Here is a 15,768-nt window from a genome sequence, read left to right on the forward strand (position 1 = left end):
CCGATATCCGACGTCGGCCCACCGACAGGAGAGCAGCAACCATGAACGAGACCGCCGAGAACCAGCGCATCTCCCCGCACGTCGACGCCGGGACGCTGCGGCGCCTGACCCGCCGCGTGCTGGTCGCGGACCCCGGCTCCGAGCAGGAGGTCCTCAACGCGATGACCGGCGAGGCGCTGGGCACCGTGCCCCGCGGCACCGCCGAGGACGTGCGGGCCGCCGCCGAGCGCGGCCGCGGCGTCCAGAGGACCTGGGCGGCCCGGCCGATCAGAGAGCGCGCCGCCGTGCTGCTGCGCTTCCACGACCTCGTGCTCGAGCGCCAGGAGGAGGTCCTGGACCTCATCCAGCTCGAGAACGGCAAGGCGCGGCGCCACGCCTTCGAGGAGATCATGGACGTGGCCCTCAACGCCCGGTACTACGCCCACACGGCGGAGCGGCACCTGAAGCCCAAGCGGCGCCAGGGCGCGCAGCCCGGGCTCACGCGAGTCTGGGAGCTGCACCACCCGAAGGGCCTCATCGGCATCATCTCCCCGTGGAACTACCCGCTGACCCTGGGCATCAGCGATGCGCTGCCGGCCCTCGTCGCGGGCAACGCGGTGCTCTCCCACCCCTCGGCGCAGACGCCGTACTCGGCGCTGTGGGCCGTGGACCTGCTCAAGGAGGCCGGCATGCCGCAGGGCCTGGTCCAGGTCGTCACCGGCTCGGGGTCCGAGCTGGGGACGCCGATCATCGAGAACTCCGACTTCCTGATGTTCACCGGCTCCACCGCCGTCGGGAGGAAGGTCGCCGCGCAGGCCGGCGAGCGGCTCATCGAGAGCTCGATGGAGCTCGGCGGGAAGAACGCCCTGCTGGTGCTCGAGGACGCCGACGTCGAGAAGGCCGTCAGCGGCGCCGTGCGCGCCAGCTTCTCCAACACCGGCCAGCTGTGCATCTCCATGGAGCGCATCTACGTCCCGGAGCGGCTGTGGGACGGGTTCGTCTCGAGGTTCGTCTCCGCGGCCGAGGGGCTGAGGCTCTCGGCGGAGATCGGCTACGGAGCCGAGACGGGCTCCCTGGTCTCGCGGAAGCAGCTGGACACGGTGGTCCGGCACGTCGAGGACGCCGTGTCCAAGGGCGCGCGGGTCCTGGCCGGGGGACGGGCGCGGCCCGAGATCGGCCCCTTCTTCCACGAGCCGACCGTGCTCGCCGACGTCGACGAGTCCATGGAGGTCTACGCCCACGAGACCTTCGGCCCGGTGGTCTCCCTGTACCGCGTGGCCGACGAGGACGAGGCGGTGTCGCGGGCCAACGACAGCGAGTACGGGCTGAACTTCAGCGTCTGGACCTCCGACGAGGCCCACGGCCGGCGGGTCGCGGCCCGGCTCGAGGCCGGCACCGTGAACGTCAACGACGCCTACGCCGCGGCCTGGGGATCCGTCGACGCCCCGATGGGCGGGATGAAGGCCTCGGGGCTGGGGCGCCGCCACGGCGAGCACGGCATCCTGAAGTACACCGAGGCGCAGACCATCGCCGTCGAGCGGGGGATCCCGGCGGGCAATCCCGACGGCGTGCCCCCTCGGGCGTATGCCCGGGCCTTCACCCTGGGGCTGAAGGTCCTCAAGAGGGTCCCCGGCATCAAATAGCGCAGGCGGCGCGCGTCCCGGAAGCGGGCGCATACGCGGAGACACCGAATACAGCCATACACAGCTGCAGACTGAAGGAGAGAACGATATGCAGACGATTCTCGGAGCGGGCGGGCCCATCGCGGAGGAGCTGGCCCGGGAGCTGCACCGCGGCTTCACCCAGGACATCCGGCTGGTCAGCCGGCACCCGAAGAAGGTCAACGATACCGACGAGCTGTTCGAGGCCGACCTCACCGACGCCGAGGCGACCTCCCGCGCCGTCGAGGGGAGCGACGTCGTGTACCTGACCGTGGGGCTGCCCATGGACTCCCAGCTGTGGGAGGAGAAGTTCCCGGCGATGATGCGCAACACGATCGACGCGGCGAAGCGGCACGGCGCCAAGCTCGTGTTCTTCGACAACACCTACATGTACCCCGGCACGCCCGAGCGGCAGACCGAGTCGACGCGCTTCGAGCCCAACGGCCGCAAGGGCAGGGTCCGGGCCCAGCTGGCCGAGATGCTGCTGCGGGAGATGGAGGCCGGGGAGGTGGAGGCCCTCATCGGCCGCGCCCCCGAGTTCTACGGCCCCGGCAAGACCAAGAGCTGGAGCAACTCGCTCGTCTTCGACCGGATCAGGGCGGGCAAGCGTCCCTTCGTACCGGTCAGCGCGAGGACCGTGCGCTCCCTGATCTGGACCCCGGACGCCAGCCGTGCGCTGGCCCTGCTGGGGAACACCCCCGACGCCTACGGCCAGACCTGGCACCTGCCCATCGACCAGGACCGGCTCACCTACCGGGAGATGGTCCAGATCGCCTCCGGGGCGACGGGGCGGAGGATCGGCTACACGGTGCTGCCGATGCTCGCCTTCACCCTGGGCAGCCGCTTCGTCCCGGCCATGGCGGAGGCGAGGGAGCTGCTCCCGCGGTACCGCGGCGACAACGTCTTCGACACCTCCAAGTTCGCCACCCGCTTCCCCGGCTTCAGGGTCACCGGCTACCGGGAGGGCATCGGCCAGATCGTGGGGAACTCCCAGCCGCAGAAGGGTTGACGCTGCTAACTTCACCCTGCGATGCTCAAACCACGCTGAATCGACGCGTCGAGAAAGGACTGTCATGAGCGACATCCCCGATCCGATCACTCCCGTCCTCGAGCCCGAGGCCAAGGAGCTGTGCGAAGCGACCGACCCCCATCCCCGCATCTACGAGGTCCCGCCGGAGGAGGGGCGCAAGATCCTCCTGGACCTCCAGAGCGGTGAGGGCGTCGAGCGCCCCGCCGTCGACGAGGAGTGGGTCGAGGTCGACGCCGGCCAGTGGGGCACCGTCCGCACCCGCATCATCCGGCCCCAGGGCGTCGAGGGGCCCCTGCCCGTGGTCTTCTACATCCACGGCGCCGGCTGGGTCTTCGGCGACGAGAAGACCCACGACCGCCTGTTCCGCGAGCTGGTCGTCGGTGCCAACGCCGCCGGGGTCTTCCCGGTCTACGACCGTGCCCCGGAGAAGGGCTACCCCACCCAGGTCGAGCAGAACTACGCCGTCGGCCAGTGGGTCGCGGAGCACGGCGCCGAGCACGGCCTGGACGCCAGCCGCCTCGCCGTGACCGGCGAGTCCGTGGGCGGGTGCATGAGCGCGGTCTTCACCCAGATGAACAAGGACCGCGGCGGCCTGGACATCGCGGGCCAGGTGCTCCTCTACCCGGTGGCCGACGCCGACTTCACCACGCCCTCCTACGAGCAGTTCGCCGAGGGGTACTACCTGACCCGCGACGGCATGAAGTGGTTCTGGGACGCCTACACCACCGACGAGGACCAGCGGCGGGAGAAGTACGCCTCCCCGCTGCGGACCCCGGAGGCGGAGCTGGCGGGCCTGCCGCCCACGCTCGTCATCACCGACGAGGCCGACGTGCTGCGCGACGAGGGCGAGAAGTACGCCAACAAGCTGCGCGCGGCCGGCGTGGACGTGACCAGCGTGCGGGTGGCCGGGATGGTCCACGACTTCCTGCTGCTGGACAGCCTGCGCGACACGAAGGGCGCGAACGTGGCTCGCGGCCTCGCCGTCGAGGCCCTGCGCCGGGCGCTGGGCACCGACTGACGGTTCGCTCCGCCCCGCCGACCCCGGCGGGATGACGACGCCGCCTGCCCCCGGGCTCCCGGGGGCAGGCGGCGTTCTGCTTTCCGGTGCTGTGGGTCATGACGTTGTAGTCACCGGGTCGAGGATGAATGAACGGGCCCGAGGCAGCGTATCGGTTATACCTACCTGCACTCGGCTGTCGATGGGTTCTCCCGTCTGGCCTATACCGAAGCGCTCGAAGACAAGACCGCGAAGACGACGGTTCGGGTTCTTCGCTCGCGCGCTTACTTCGCAGCACACGGCATCACGCGCGTGGGCCGCGTCGTGACGGACAACGGGTCGAACTACCGAGCCTCACGATTCGTGACCGCTGTGCAGTCCCATGTCTCACGTCATCAGCGCACCCGCGCGTACACGCCGCGGCACAACGGGAAGGTCGAGCGGTATCAGCGGCTGTTGGCCGAGGAATGCCTCTACGCCCGCGTCTACGACTCAGAACAGGCCCGCCGGCATGCCCTTGCAGTGTGGGTGAACCACTACAGCTACCATCGGCCTCATGCCGCCCGTGCAGATCAGCCCGACCAGCCGAGTCCACGGACGTGTAGACAACGTCTTACCCTCATACACTTAGATAGTCGTGAATACTTCAGCAGCGCTGCTGATAACAAGAGTGGGAGGGGTAATATTTGTTACCCCACCCAAATAATCATCTCACTCCTCTGATGATATTAGGATTTTTCCCACGCCTTGGCCGCTTTCCCTCGGCTGCCCGTTTCGGGCAGCGTAAAGTAGATAGCGAGGCAAATGGCAACAATTACTATCATGTACACGGCCACCAGTAAAGGGTGACCAGCATTTACGAAAGACGAGGCTACGAGTGGTGCTGTTCCACCAAAGATTGCAATGACGATCTGATGTGCAAAACCGATGCCTGCGACCCTTACCTCCGGCGGGAAAAGTCGTGCCTGAATCGTCGGATAGACGGCCTGCCAAATTCCGAGGACGATCCAGCCGGACATAGTGACAAGCAGATACACGCCGAATCCCGGGCGATCGAGCAGGAGGAGAAGTGGGTAGAAGAGTACCACCATGCCAATCGCGCCTATAATAGGAAAGATCTTCTGTCGTCCGATGCGATCGGAGATGTATCCGCAAAGGGGAACGATGATAACTAGAAGAGCCAAGCCGATGGTGCTGCCTGCCATGGTCGCGCCCAAATCCCGTCCGCTCGTCAGGTTGGCGTATGTCGGCAGGAAGGTCGCCCAAGTGTAATAAGCCACCGCCGGAGCAGAGAGGGCTGCCGTCTGAATGAGTGCCTTCGGATGCTCACGGAGAAGCTTCATTAATCGTTGAGGTGCGGTTTTATCTTCAGCGGCGCTCTCTTCGAATTCCGGGGACTCATCGGAACGCATTCTGAGAATTAGACCGGCTATGCCGAGTACTCCGCCGAGAATGAAGGGGAGGCGCCATCCCCAGGAGTTGAGGTCGTCTGGGGCGAGCGAGGAGGTGACGATTGCGGCTGCCCCGGTTGCGGCGAGAGTTGCTAGACCACTCGCCGCGTTCGTGAAGGATCCGAAGAATGCTCGGCGATTTGATGGAGCGTGTTCCACCATGAACGCGATGGCGCTTTGCATTTCACTGCCCGCAGAGATGCCCTGTATTACGCGAGCAATGACGAAGAGGACCGGTGCGACGTACCCAATAGCTGAGAACGGTGGCGTGAGGGCTATGATGAGCGCGCCCAAAGTCATGCCGAAAATTGCAAGTGTCATGATGCGGCGTCGGCCGTATTTGTCGGCGAGAGGGGAGATGATGATACCGCTCAGGGGGCGAACCACGAAGCCGATAGCATAGGTTATAAACGCCGACATGAGCGAAATAAACTGCGATCCGCTGGGGAAGATTTGTTCAGAGAATACTGCAGCCAGAAGTCCGTAGATGTACCAGTCGTACCACTCGACGAAATGCCCGATTGTTCCCGCCATGAGGTTGGAAGAGCGACTGCTCTTCCTTGTGCTGGAAGGCGGTTTGGTAATTTGGATGTCGTCTGGCGTATTATGTGAGGTCGTCATCGATCTCTCCTTACTGCAGTAGAATTATGAGCGATTTTGGGCGCGCTCGTGTAAGGACCCATTGTTATGGGTTTCCTTTAAGGGAGCGGGGTTACGCCATGATTTCGGAGTTCAGAGTAAGATAAGTAAAGCTCGGCCAGCTTGCGGCGATATCATCTGCCGCCTCGCGAAGGGGGGTGGACAGGTCAACGAGGCGGGAGCGCGTCAGTCGAACAGATGGTCCGGCGATACTGATCGTCCCGGTGGCGGCCTCGTTCTGACCGGCGCCGTAGATGGGGGCGGCCACGGCATTGATGCCTAGGTCCATCTCCTCGAATGTAGTGGCGTATCCTCGCTGCCGGGCCTCGGCGAGTTCGCTCGAGAGGGCCTCGATATCCAGAGGAGACCTGGAAGTCTGCGGCGCCGTCGCTTCTCGCTTCAAGATGTCACGGACCCGATCCTGAGTCAGGGTTGAGAGCCAAGCCTTTCCGGAGGCGGTCGCATGAGGGACGGCATCCTGGCCCATAACTGGGTCAAGGCGAAGGGTGGAGTTGGCACCTTGTGCCTTCGCAACCCACTGCAAGGTATCGCCTGTAGCCACTGCCAGACGGACAAGCTCTTCGCTTTTCGTGGCCAGCGCATCAAGGGCTCGTTTTGACCAGTCGTCAACGCCGGCGGCGGAGAGCTGTCGCAATCCAATCGCACCCAGGCGGTGGGTAGCAAAGTAGGCGGAGGTGCGCGATTCTTGGACGACGTACCCGGAAGCCACCAGTGCACCGAGCAGTCGATGCGCAATCGCCTTGTTGACCCCCAGCGCCTCCGCTATTTGCGTGACTCTCAAGCCTTCGGGCTCTGGTGCCAACATCTCGAGTACTCGCATCGTGTTCGCAACGTCCTCTGTGAGGGCCATTCTCCCCCTCCATCTCCATCGATGTACTTGCGTCCTTGTAACGCTGTTACAAGATCCTCACACGTGGCGGACACCACGTCAACCCATGGGGTGATCTGCTAGACCCGGGGACGGCTGGAACCTTCTGCTGAAGCGCGAATCCGGCTCAGGAGGGCTTCCAAGCCCTGCCACACCTCTTCGCCTTCATTGTGAAGATGTTCGTGTACACCTGTGCGCCACTGGCACTCGAGACCCCCGAAACGATGCCAGTAGCCTTCCCAGTCCCCGAGTTTCGCTCGATCCCGATGGTTGTCACGTTCGAGAAGCCGTTGTCGGATGGTCTCCTCGGATGCATGGACGTGAATAATCCTGATATCCGTTTCCGGCCACTTAGCGTGAGCGGTCGTCGTCTCAAGGTAGGCGGGGTCTGCTAGGTACGCTACGAAGGGAGCATCGAGCACTACGGAGTTGCCGAGTGCGAGATTCTGTCTGGCAAGGGCGAAAAGTGTCTCGTACTCGACAGGCATCACCTGGTCTAGATAAATCTGGTTGGATTCACGATCGGAGGGATCCTGACCTAACGCGTTGAGCGCGAACTCGACCAGGGGCCCGGTAACGGTGTCCTTATCGAGGTACGCCGCACCCGTCATCCTGCTGAGTTCTCGTGAGACGGTCGACTTGCCGGATCCAGCGACACCAAGAGTGATGAATGCCAGCGGTGAACCGTTTGCGACCAGCGTCATCCTCGGGCCTCAGCGATGGCGCCCATGAACGCTTCTGCAGCTGCTGTCACGCGGCTCATGTCGCCATCCGGGCGAGCGGCCTTCGTGATGGCGCTTCCTACGCCGACAGCAGCAACTCCGGCATTGAACCAGTCCCCAACGTTGTCCGTGGTGACCCCGCCAGCGGGGACAAGAGGGATCTGGGCGAGCGGGGCCAGGATCGACTTCGCGTACGGAATCCCGCCCGCTTCGGTCGGGAACAGCTTCACCATGTCGGCTCCAGCCTCCGCCGTTTCGAGAATCTCAGTCGGGGTGTAGGCGCCACTGATGGTCGGTACCTGGTACCTGTTGGCGGTGCGAATCATCTCCGGACTCAAGTTGGGGCTGACGAGGAACTGGGCGCCGGCCTGGATACTTGCCCATGCGGCGTGGCTGTCCAGAACAGTTCCCGCCCCGAAGACGACGTTGTCTTCGGCGAATCGTTCGGTAAGGCGCTGGATGACCTTCAGGGCTCCGGGGATGGACAGCGTAATCTCGAGCGCGCGGATGCCGCCCTTGACGGCTGCCGAGGCTACTTCGAAGGCTTCCTCGGCAGTGTCGAGACGGACGATGAGTACGTTGCCGGATTCGTGGATGGCCTGCAGAACCTCAAGTTTTTTGAACGCGACAGACATCAGTGTTCTCTTCTCTTCTCGATGGTGTTGAGTGTGGCGGATCGTGGCGGTTGACACGCCCCACAAGCCGTGGAATCCTCAAATGCAACCGATCTCACAATCGATCTCAGTCTAGACGAAGATCAGCAAGGAGTCATCGATGACGACAGCTCCGCACCAAACTCATGCAGGGTCAGACCGGGCAGCAGATGACTCGCCCCGCGATACTCGGTCACGCGTCGTAGTACTGGGGGCGTCCCATTGGCATATGCCCCTCTACCAAGACGCGATCCGTCGTCGGCACGTTGTCCTCGCGGTTCAGGATGACGATCCGCAGGCAGCGACCGAACTCGCATCCTTTCTGGATGCCCCGGCCACGACGCTGGTTGAGGAGGCCATTGCATATGAAGGCCTCGAGCTCGCCTACGTTCTCAGCGCTCATGACAAGATGGCCGACGTCGTTCAGCGCCTCATCGAACGGGGCATTCCGTTTGTCCTCGAGAAACCAGGAGGGGTCTCCCTGGCGGAGGTCGAGAGGCTCTCCAAGGAAGCTCGTCTCGCCGGGGTTCCTTCAGCAGTCGCGTTCGTGCAACGCGATGCTCCGGTCGAGTCTTGGCTACGCCGCGCTGGGACGATTTTTTACGAGCGCATGACATTCATCGCGGGTCCACCTCAGCGCTACCCCAGGGCCGGCAACGCCTGGATGCTGGATCCAGACCGCTCCGGGGGAGGGAGTTTCCTCAACCTCGGTCCCCACTTCGTGGATCTAGCGCTGCGACACATCGGCTCCGCTCCGGAGATAACGCTGAGAACATCCTCAGCTCTTCATCAGGAAGCCATCGAGGACCATGCGACGCTGATCCTCTCGAACGAGGGACGCGAAGCCATCGTTGAGGTGGGTTATGCCTTCCCCGATGCTCCGACGAAGCGTTTCTGCAACTTCGCAGCAAGCGGGACAGAAGGATTCGTCTCGATCGACACAGATGGAAGGGCGACGTTTACCGATTACCACGGTCAAACCGAGCACGCTGTCATCGAGGTCGACAGCGACCCTCTCTATGCTGATTTCGTCGACCATGTCGCGGACTCATTGAGCTCCGGGATGCGCGACCTACCTGGTCTCGAAGATCTCCTGTTGGTGATGGAGGTCGTTTGGGCGACAAGTACAAGGCACGGAGATTCAGATGCCTGAACCGAGAATTGACGATGTGGCCGCAGCCGCCGGAGTGCACCGCTCTACCGTCTCCCGCGCCTTCTCGAAACCGGAGGCCGTGCGGCCGGAAACTCGCGAGCACGTCCTGAAAGTCGCCGCGGAACTCGGATACTCGATGAGTCCCCTCGCGCAAGCGCTTCGCCGCCGGGTCAGCAACCTTGTCCCGTTGATCGTCCCAGACATCACCAATCCGTTCTTCGCGGAACTCGCCCATACAACAGCCGCAGCAGCAAGACGTCAGGGATATCAGCTGATCTTGTGCCTGACAGATGGAGACCAATCACTGACCAGTAAGTACCTCGATTCGGTGCATTCGATGTACTCTCCATTCGGCATCATCGCCCCCTCCACCCCGGTGGACCTCGAATCATTACGGCGGGATGCATTCGACAACCGAGTCGTGGTCATCGATCGCGTCAACAGCGATTATTCTGTCCCTACCGTCACCGTAGACAGTGCTCACGGCATCGATCTCGCGTTCGAGCATCTATCGTCGCTCGGCCACACGGAGATCGCGTATGCTCCGGGCATCGTAGGTACGAACACCGCGTATGACAGAAGGAAAGCCTATCAACGCGCGGCTTCGATGCGTGATGTGAAGCCGCAAGTTCTCGGTTCGACGCATACTGCGGACATCGGGAGCGAGGTCGTTGATGATTGGCTGGATTCCGCTCAACGCCCCACGGCTGTCATCGCTTCAAACGATGCCATCGCGTTCGCGGTCATCGCTGAGTTCTCTACTCGAAATATCCGAGTGCCTGAAGACGTATCAGTCGTCGGGTTCGATGGCCTGGACCTGGGGGCACATTTCAACCCTCGTCTGACGAGCGTGAAACAACCTATCGAGGCGATGGGGGAAATATCCATACAACTTGGGGAGAAACTAATGAACGGCGAAACTGCCGAACATATCATGCTTGAACCCACTTTATTGGTTCGATCCTCCACAGGGGAGGTGACCTCATGAATACTTCTCCTAACATGCCCCTCCCGGGCATTCGATGGGTCGACCACGTAGCATTTACTGTCCCGGACCTTGAGGCCGCGACGAAACTCTTCACCGAGCTTCTCGGGGGCGAAGAGCTATACCGCTCCACGCGAGGGCCGGACGCTGCGTTCATGCCTCTGCATTTCGGTGTGCCGGAGGATGCACACCTGGAACTGCGGATGCTCCGTCTGCCTCCAAACCTAAATGTCGAGCTCTTCCAATGGTGGAGCAGTGATCAGGCTCCCTCCTTCCCCCGCCCCAGTGATGCAGGTGGACATCATCTGGCATTCGTCGTGGAAGATGTCGATGAGGTCGTCGCGGCCATCGAGGATCATTCTTGTGTAAAGGTGCTCGGGCACCGAAAGGAAGTAGCCGGTGACAGCCCGAGCGTGGCCGGTAACCGGTGGGTCTATGCCAGGACCGACTGGGGCTTGGTCCTCGAATTCGTCGACCGATCTCGGGTTATAAATCCCCCTCACCTCGTCGGCCCAGCCGATTGGACAATTACTCTCCCTAGCCTGAAAGATAACGCATGAAAATCGCCGGTCATACCCTGGGAACACCAGATCATACCGTTCCGGAAGCACTTAGACTCTTCAAGCGTGCCGGTCTTGATGCTGCCGAAATCATCTATCAGAATGACTACACCAGCGGCCTGGGCATCCAAGATACTGCGGCGGCAACTGAAGCAGCCCGAGTCGCAGAGGGTGAAGGGATCCCCATCATTGGGTTGACCCCATACACCATGGCGATCAATGCCACCGATGACCACACACGGCGGGCAGCGGTAGATGAGCTCCGGACCGCTATCGATACCGCCCATACAGTCGGTGCAAACCGGATCCGCGTCTATGCTGGACAGTGGCAGGCCCATCAAGATGACTACGAGGCCCACTGGGCCCAGCTCCTCCGCTCCCTCAGGGAATTATCAGTTCAAGCGCAAGAGGCCGGGGTTATCCTCTGTCCCGAAAACCACTTCGGCACGATGACCCAGACCGCCCGAGATACTGCTCGTCTGGTGCGAGAGATAGACTCACCTTCTGTCCGTGTTCTTTATGACCAGGCTAACCTTACTTTTACCCACGACGAAGATATCGATGAGGCATTCGCCGTACAGGGTGATCTGATCGGACACGTACACGTCAAAGATCTCGTATTCGTAGACCCGGATGCCCCCTTCGTCGCCTCAGAGACCGCACGTGTTCACGCCGAAGAGCGGGCTGTTCGCTCCCGTGTTGTGGGTGACGGCTCCGTTGATTGGGCATGGATTCTTCGACGGTTGTGGGAGCGAGGATATGATGGAATCCTCTCGCTTGAATATGAATACCGATGGCATCCCCAAGACCTTGACGACCCTGAGGTCGGATTCCGTCGGGGGGCAAAATACCTCCGGAATCTGCTGAGCGATCTTGAAAACAAATCATCTACTCACAACTCGGAGGTGCTGTCATGAACAAAACCAAGGTAGGCGTAATCGGTGCTGGAAATATCGCTACCATTGCGCAACTTCCGACTCTAGTGCAACGCGAAGACGTTGAATTGCGTGCCCTGGTGTCTCGCCGCCCCGATCCGAGTGCAGTGCAGCGTCGGTGGGGTTTTGCGAATGTCTATCCGACGGTTGATGAGATGCTATCGAGCGAGCAGCTTGATGCTGTTTTCGTTCTTACCCCTCGATCTGAACACGTTGCAGGTGTTGAAAAGGCTCTAGAAGCGGGGGCGGATGTATTCTGCGAAAAGCCACTCGCCACGTCTACAGAAGATGCAGTGCGACTTGCTGAATTGGCAGATGCGCGTGGATGCGTACTGATGGTGGGTTTGAACCGGCGGTTTGCCCCCGTTTATATGTCTGCTCGAGAGGCCTTTGGGGAATCCGGGGCGACATTCTGTGTCGCTCAGAAGAATCGGGCAGGGTCCGAATATAGAGCTACGTTTGAGAATGCTATTCATATGGTAGATCTTCTGCGCTGGTTCTGTGGCGGAGATGTGGTTGAGGTTTCTGCGACAGCTGCCGGTTCTGACCCCTGGGAGGAAGACGGCACTAGTGCATTAATCCGTTTCTCTTCAGGAAATACAGGATTGCTGGTAGCCGCTCGTACGGCGGGGGACTGGGGGGAGAAACTCGACGCATATGGGCAGATGCGGACTGCCGAGGTGATCGCTCCAGATTCCGTTGCAATCACCGACAACGGAATAAAGAAGGTCCGCACGATGAGCCCTGAAGCTTTCGGGTGGGCGACGGCGACGGAGACGTTCGGATTTGCAGCCGCCGTACATCATTTCCTGGATAGAGTTCGGGATCGGGGTCAACCTCTGACCTCCGGTTGGGAGGCTGCCAAAACACAGCAGCTGCTGGATCAGATTCTTCGTGAGGCCGGGCTGCCCACTGTGGAGCAGGAAGGACGCGAGTGGTCGAGCAAGGCCGCTCGTTAGCTCGCAGGAATAGAAAGGTATAAACGTGTCTGAGCAAATAGTTCTAGTAACTGGTTCTAGTGGAGGCATCGGGGCAGCTGTTGTAAGTACACTCAATCGGCGTGGCGACGTGGTTATCGGCGCCGATCGCGAATCGAAGCCCGATCAGGAAGTAGATTCTTTTTTTGAGCTGGACGTTACCGATGAAGAGCAAACTCGGCAACTGGTAGGCTCGGTTTTCAAGAAGTACGGACGTATCGACGCCTTGGTGCATGCGGCTGGAGTTCTCGGCGGCACCCCGGATCCGTTCGCTACCTCTACTTCCGAGTTTGAGCAGATTATGCGCATCAACGCTGCGGGGACATTCACTATTGCCCGGGAGGTCGGAAACATCATGCGTGAGTCCGGCACCGCAGGAACTATGCTATTGCTTTCTTCTGTGGCTGCCAAAGAAGCGCGTGTGGATTATCTGCCGTATAACGCCAGTAAAATCGCGGTTCTGCATATAATGTGGTCGATGGCGAAAATCTTGGGACCGGATGGAATATCAGTGAACGCTGTGAATCCGGGGCCGGTGAACACGCCCCTTTGGTCCCAGCTTGCTGAACAGTCGGGTGCAGCGCAGGCGGCACGGGCCGCTCGTGCTCAGCAACTGCCCATGCAGCGTTTCGCGGAGCCTGCCGAGGTGGCACGTAGCATTGAATTCTTGACCGCGCCAGAGAACCGGTACCTGACGGGCCTCTCTATGGATGTCGCCGGCGGCGCGCATCTTGGAATGGGAACATAATATATATTACTCACTTGATTTCAACTATGATCATTATTTGTATAATTCTGCCCTGTATTGAATCCCCATAAATTGATCTATCAATTCTCCTAATAGGAGAATAAAATTTATGCAGAGGCGGGACCTTTCTTAGTGCGGTGCCGCAAGGAGCAGTTCGGCACGGGCAGCGGCGCGCAGGATCTGCTCGCCTCCCTGCGGGACGACGGCGCGACGGACCGCAAGTTCGCCGAGGTGAGGGAGGAGGGTGCTCCGCTGCTGCGCAGCGAGGAGGGGCTGGGCTGCTACCGCATCTTCCGCGCGGCCCTCTTCGGCGCACCTCGTGGAGATCGACGCCGATTCCAGGAAAGACGTCGCGGGCCCGCGGCTCAGGGCAGGCTCAGCTGTACCGTTCCTCCTCCGTGACGGTGTAGACCTGCCCGGTGATGAATGAGACGTCCTCCGAGGCGAGGAAGGCGACCAGTGCGGCGACCTCCTCGGGCGCTCCTGTCCGCGCCACCGGATGGATTCGGCCGATGTCCCGGCGGAAGGCCTCGGGGTCGGTCGTGCTCTCGATGAATTCGAGGTTCAGGTCCGTCTCGATCCAGCCGGGCGCCACCGCATCGCAGCGAATCCCCTCGTGTCCGTGGTCCACGGCGACGGCGCGGGTGAAGCCTTGGTCGCGCTGTATGCCGCGTGCCCGGGATTGGAGCTGATCCCCTCGAGGGAGCCGGTGTTGACGATGCCCCCGGGTCTTGCGCAGGGGGGGGCAGTGCTGCGCGGATCATCAGGAAGGGACCGGGGAGGTTGACCGCCAGGTTGCGGTGCCAGTCGGCGAGCAACATCTCCTCGATCAGCGCTTCCTGCATCATCCCCGCGTTGTTGACGAGGACGTCGAGCTGGCCGGTGTGCTCGACGACTTCGGCCACGGTGGCCTCGGCGCTCTCCGGGGCGACTTATCGAGGCCTAACGTAATCCTGTTCGGGCGGCCGCGAAGCAGAAAGTCGCTGCAGTTCTAGAACCTCCGCACAGCATCCCGTCTCGCTGAGCGAGGTCATCACGCTCGGGCGCGTTCTGAACCGCCAAGCCGAGGATGTGCAGGCGTACTTCGATCGTCCGGCACCAATAACTATTCCGCCGAGGCGCTCCGTGGCCGCCCAAGCATCTCCGCTGCATCGCATGGGGCTTCCGGAAACTCACCCATCGCCTCGGTCAGAGGCTCGTGCCTTCATCCTCGCGCGGTGAATACAGCGTCATAACCCCGACGCCTAGTTCTGTGCCCGTCTGGCTGGCATGACGCGCACCTCGTCGAGAAAAGGTATAAATGGCGTTGATAGACCTCGGGCGAGCCGGGGAACGCGTCTATGAAGCCGGTGAGGGACACTTGGAGGTGGGCGATATTGGTCGCGGTGCAGCCGGGGCGGAGGGTGCCCTGCTGAGGCGAACATTCACCCCCGGGGGCGTCCCCACTTAACGGAGATGAGGGCAGCATGAGGACCGACGACACGAAGTACAGCAACTTCACCGGTTGGATGGACCGGCCGGGCGGTGTGCAGCGTGCAGCCCGAGCCTGACAGCGGCCTCACCTGCGACGTCGTCGTGATTGGAGGCGGGATGGGCGAGTCCATCGGCGGGATGCTGAGCCCGGGCAAGCTCGCCCGCGGAGTACGCCAAGCCGTGCTCGACTCCTCGACCAAGGTATACGAGCAGACGCGGGTGAGCGACGTCCAACGGACAGGCAGCACCGTCGAGCTTACGACGCCGCATGGCACCGTGCGGGCCAACAAGGTGGTGCTCGCAACCAACCCTATTCCGGCGAGTGGGACGTCATGCCCAAGAACCACGCGACGCCGCTGTACATCATCGAGATCGAGTCGGAGCCCATCGCGCCGGAGCGGCTCGCCGAGCTGGACCGGACCAGTCAGTCTGGCGTCATCACCCAGCACCAGTTGATGATCCACTACCGGATCACCCCGCGCAACACCATCGTCTGCGGGGTCCGCCAAGCACAGCACGGTCAGACCTACCCGCTCCCGGGCCCAGCGTCGTGCACGACGAGGACTTCGCCGGCATCTGCTCGAACGCCTCGAAGTACCCGTCATCGACGACGCTGCTGATGCAGCCGTTCGTCCTCCGGCCGCCTGGGGGCTGGACCGGCCCAACGATTTCTTCAACGGCGGCAAGACGCTGGCGCGAGGAACGCTGCGTCGTCGCGGAGTTGGGAGGCGCTATGGATCGATCTGGTGATTCTTGTGCATGGCGACGCCATCACGCCGCAAACCGTTAAAGTGCTCACTGCGCGAGCCTTCCTTGAAGGATGCGAACGGGTGTGTGCATGCGGCCAGGAACCCAGCCAGTATCGCTGAAGACCGGACGAACCGTGCATCGAGGGCGAAGTCGATGTGCTGCAGCA

15 protein-coding genes and 2 pseudogenes are annotated in these 15,768 nt (G+C 61.9%); 11 read left to right on the plus strand and 6 right to left on the minus strand.

The features are described from left to right. The first annotated feature begins 41 nt into the window (after positions 1-41). The 4 genes and pseudogenes from EWV39_RS12055 to EWV39_RS12070 form a co-directional block, all read left to right on the plus strand. Positions 42-1,622 carry a succinic semialdehyde dehydrogenase gene (locus EWV39_RS12055; RefSeq protein ID WP_129660577.1) on the plus strand — a complete coding sequence of 527 codons (1,581 nt, stop codon included), beginning with the start codon at positions 42-44 and terminating at the stop codon, positions 1,620-1,622. Positions 1,623-1,710: 88 nt separating this feature from the next. Then, positions 1,711-2,649, plus strand: a complete 939-nt coding sequence (locus tag EWV39_RS12060; RefSeq protein WP_129660580.1) for an NAD-dependent epimerase/dehydratase family protein — start codon at positions 1,711-1,713, stop codon at positions 2,647-2,649. 64 nt (positions 2,650-2,713) lie between these two features. After that, complete coding sequence (locus EWV39_RS12065) at positions 2,714-3,688, plus strand: alpha/beta hydrolase (protein WP_129660583.1); 975 nt, start codon at positions 2,714-2,716, stop codon at positions 3,686-3,688. A 141-nt stretch (positions 3,689-3,829) separates the two neighbouring features. Next, positions 3,830-4,298 (plus strand): annotated as a pseudogene (locus tag EWV39_RS12070) (integrase core domain-containing protein); the annotation flags it as partial. Between the two features lie 97 nt (positions 4,299-4,395). Here EWV39_RS12070 and EWV39_RS12075 read toward each other — a convergent pair. The 4 genes from EWV39_RS12075 to EWV39_RS12090 all read right to left on the minus strand — a co-directional run bounded on the left by EWV39_RS12075 (position 4,396) and on the right by EWV39_RS12090 (position 8,003). Next, entirely contained in the window at positions 4,396-5,739 is a 1,344-nt protein-coding gene (locus EWV39_RS12075) for an MFS transporter (RefSeq protein ID WP_129660586.1), read from the minus strand. Between the two features lie 91 nt (positions 5,740-5,830). Then, positions 5,831-6,628 carry an IclR family transcriptional regulator gene (locus EWV39_RS12080; protein ID WP_129660589.1) on the minus strand — a complete coding sequence of 266 codons (798 nt, stop codon included), beginning with the start codon at positions 6,626-6,628 and terminating at the stop codon, positions 5,831-5,833. Positions 6,629-6,726: 98 nt separating this feature from the next. After that, positions 6,727-7,350 (minus strand): P-loop nucleotide/nucleoside kinase family protein, encoded by a 624-nt coding sequence (locus tag EWV39_RS12085; protein WP_129660592.1) that lies wholly within the window; start codon positions 7,348-7,350, stop codon positions 6,727-6,729. Then, positions 7,347-8,003 carry a bifunctional 4-hydroxy-2-oxoglutarate aldolase/2-dehydro-3-deoxy-phosphogluconate aldolase gene (locus EWV39_RS12090; RefSeq protein WP_129660595.1) on the minus strand — a complete coding sequence of 219 codons (657 nt, stop codon included), beginning with the start codon at positions 8,001-8,003 and terminating at the stop codon, positions 7,347-7,349. The genes EWV39_RS12085 and EWV39_RS12090 overlap by 4 nt, the downstream gene beginning before the upstream one ends. Positions 8,004-8,229: 226 nt before the next feature. Here EWV39_RS12090 and EWV39_RS12095 point away from each other — a divergent pair, with 226 nt between their 5' ends. From EWV39_RS12095 to EWV39_RS12120, 6 genes are read left to right on the plus strand one after another with little or no spacing between them, the layout of a single operon-like run. Further along, positions 8,230-9,174, plus strand: coding sequence for a Gfo/Idh/MocA family protein (locus EWV39_RS12095; RefSeq protein WP_420329969.1), 945 nt, complete (start codon positions 8,230-8,232; stop codon positions 9,172-9,174). After that, entirely contained in the window at positions 9,167-10,162 is a 996-nt protein-coding gene (locus EWV39_RS12100; protein ID WP_129660601.1) for a LacI family DNA-binding transcriptional regulator, read from the plus strand. Before EWV39_RS12095 ends, EWV39_RS12100 begins: the two co-directional genes overlap by 8 nt. Before the next feature lie 14 nt (positions 10,163-10,176). Further along, positions 10,177-10,719 carry a VOC family protein gene (locus EWV39_RS12105; RefSeq protein WP_129660804.1) on the plus strand — a complete coding sequence of 181 codons (543 nt, stop codon included), beginning with the start codon at positions 10,177-10,179 and terminating at the stop codon, positions 10,717-10,719. Next, positions 10,716-11,636 carry a sugar phosphate isomerase/epimerase family protein gene (locus EWV39_RS12110; protein ID WP_129660604.1) on the plus strand — a complete coding sequence of 307 codons (921 nt, stop codon included), beginning with the start codon at positions 10,716-10,718 and terminating at the stop codon, positions 11,634-11,636. The genes EWV39_RS12105 and EWV39_RS12110 overlap by 4 nt, the downstream gene beginning before the upstream one ends. Beyond that, on the plus strand, positions 11,633-12,613 hold the full coding sequence (locus tag EWV39_RS12115; RefSeq protein WP_129660606.1) for a Gfo/Idh/MocA family protein: 981 nt from the start codon (positions 11,633-11,635) through the stop codon (positions 12,611-12,613). The genes EWV39_RS12110 and EWV39_RS12115 overlap by 4 nt, the downstream gene beginning before the upstream one ends. Positions 12,614-12,638: 25 nt before the next feature. Next, complete coding sequence (locus tag EWV39_RS12120; protein ID WP_238148332.1) at positions 12,639-13,379, plus strand: SDR family NAD(P)-dependent oxidoreductase; 741 nt, start codon at positions 12,639-12,641, stop codon at positions 13,377-13,379. Positions 13,380-13,755: 376 nt separating this feature from the next. Here EWV39_RS12120 and EWV39_RS14250 read toward each other — a convergent pair whose 3' ends face one another. Continuing rightward, entirely contained in the window at positions 13,756-14,118 is a 363-nt protein-coding gene (locus tag EWV39_RS14250; protein ID WP_337589947.1) for an SDR family NAD(P)-dependent oxidoreductase, read from the minus strand. A gap of 1 nt (position 14,119) precedes the next feature. Then, positions 14,120-14,293 (minus strand): annotated as a pseudogene (locus tag EWV39_RS14370) (SDR family NAD(P)-dependent oxidoreductase); the annotation flags it as partial. Positions 14,294-15,184: 891 nt separating this feature from the next. Between EWV39_RS14370 and EWV39_RS14005 the strand changes: the two are divergent. Next, a complete protein-coding gene (locus EWV39_RS14005; protein WP_202864933.1) occupies positions 15,185-15,472 on the plus strand; it encodes a hypothetical protein in 288 nt (95 codons plus the stop codon). Positions 15,473-15,768 lie beyond the last annotated feature (296 nt).

Origin of the sequence: Rothia halotolerans (assembly GCF_004136635.1) — a bacterium.
Classification (GTDB): Bacteria; Actinomycetota; Actinomycetes; order Actinomycetales; family Micrococcaceae; genus Rothia; species Rothia halotolerans.

Bases quoted from the DNA above. Each gene is read 5' to 3' on its own strand.
- EWV39_RS12065 (WP_129660583.1), top strand. From the start codon at position 2,714: ATGAGCGACATCCCCGATCCGATCACTCCCGTCCTCGAGCCCGAGGCC.
- EWV39_RS12105 (WP_129660804.1), top strand. From the start codon at position 10,177: ATGCCCCTCCCGGGCATTCGATGGGTCGACCACGTAGCATTTACTGTC.
- EWV39_RS12055 (WP_129660577.1), top strand. From the start codon at position 42: ATGAACGAGACCGCCGAGAACCAGCGCATCTCCCCGCACGTCGACGCC.
- EWV39_RS12115 (WP_129660606.1), top strand. From the start codon at position 11,633: ATGAACAAAACCAAGGTAGGCGTAATCGGTGCTGGAAATATCGCTACC.
- EWV39_RS12060 (WP_129660580.1), top strand. From the start codon at position 1,711: ATGCAGACGATTCTCGGAGCGGGCGGGCCCATCGCGGAGGAGCTGGCC.
- EWV39_RS12100 (WP_129660601.1), top strand. From the start codon at position 9,167: ATGCCTGAACCGAGAATTGACGATGTGGCCGCAGCCGCCGGAGTGCAC.
- EWV39_RS12110 (WP_129660604.1), top strand. From the start codon at position 10,716: ATGAAAATCGCCGGTCATACCCTGGGAACACCAGATCATACCGTTCCG.
- EWV39_RS12075 (WP_129660586.1), bottom strand. From the start codon at position 5,739: ATGACGACCTCACATAATACGCCAGACGACATCCAAATTACCAAACCG.
- EWV39_RS12090 (WP_129660595.1), bottom strand. From the start codon at position 8,003: ATGTCTGTCGCGTTCAAAAAACTTGAGGTTCTGCAGGCCATCCACGAA.
- EWV39_RS12085 (WP_129660592.1), bottom strand. From the start codon at position 7,350: ATGACGCTGGTCGCAAACGGTTCACCGCTGGCATTCATCACTCTTGGT.
- EWV39_RS12080 (WP_129660589.1), bottom strand. From the start codon at position 6,628: ATGGCCCTCACAGAGGACGTTGCGAACACGATGCGAGTACTCGAGATG.
- EWV39_RS14005 (WP_202864933.1), top strand. From the start codon at position 15,185: ATGCCCAAGAACCACGCGACGCCGCTGTACATCATCGAGATCGAGTCG.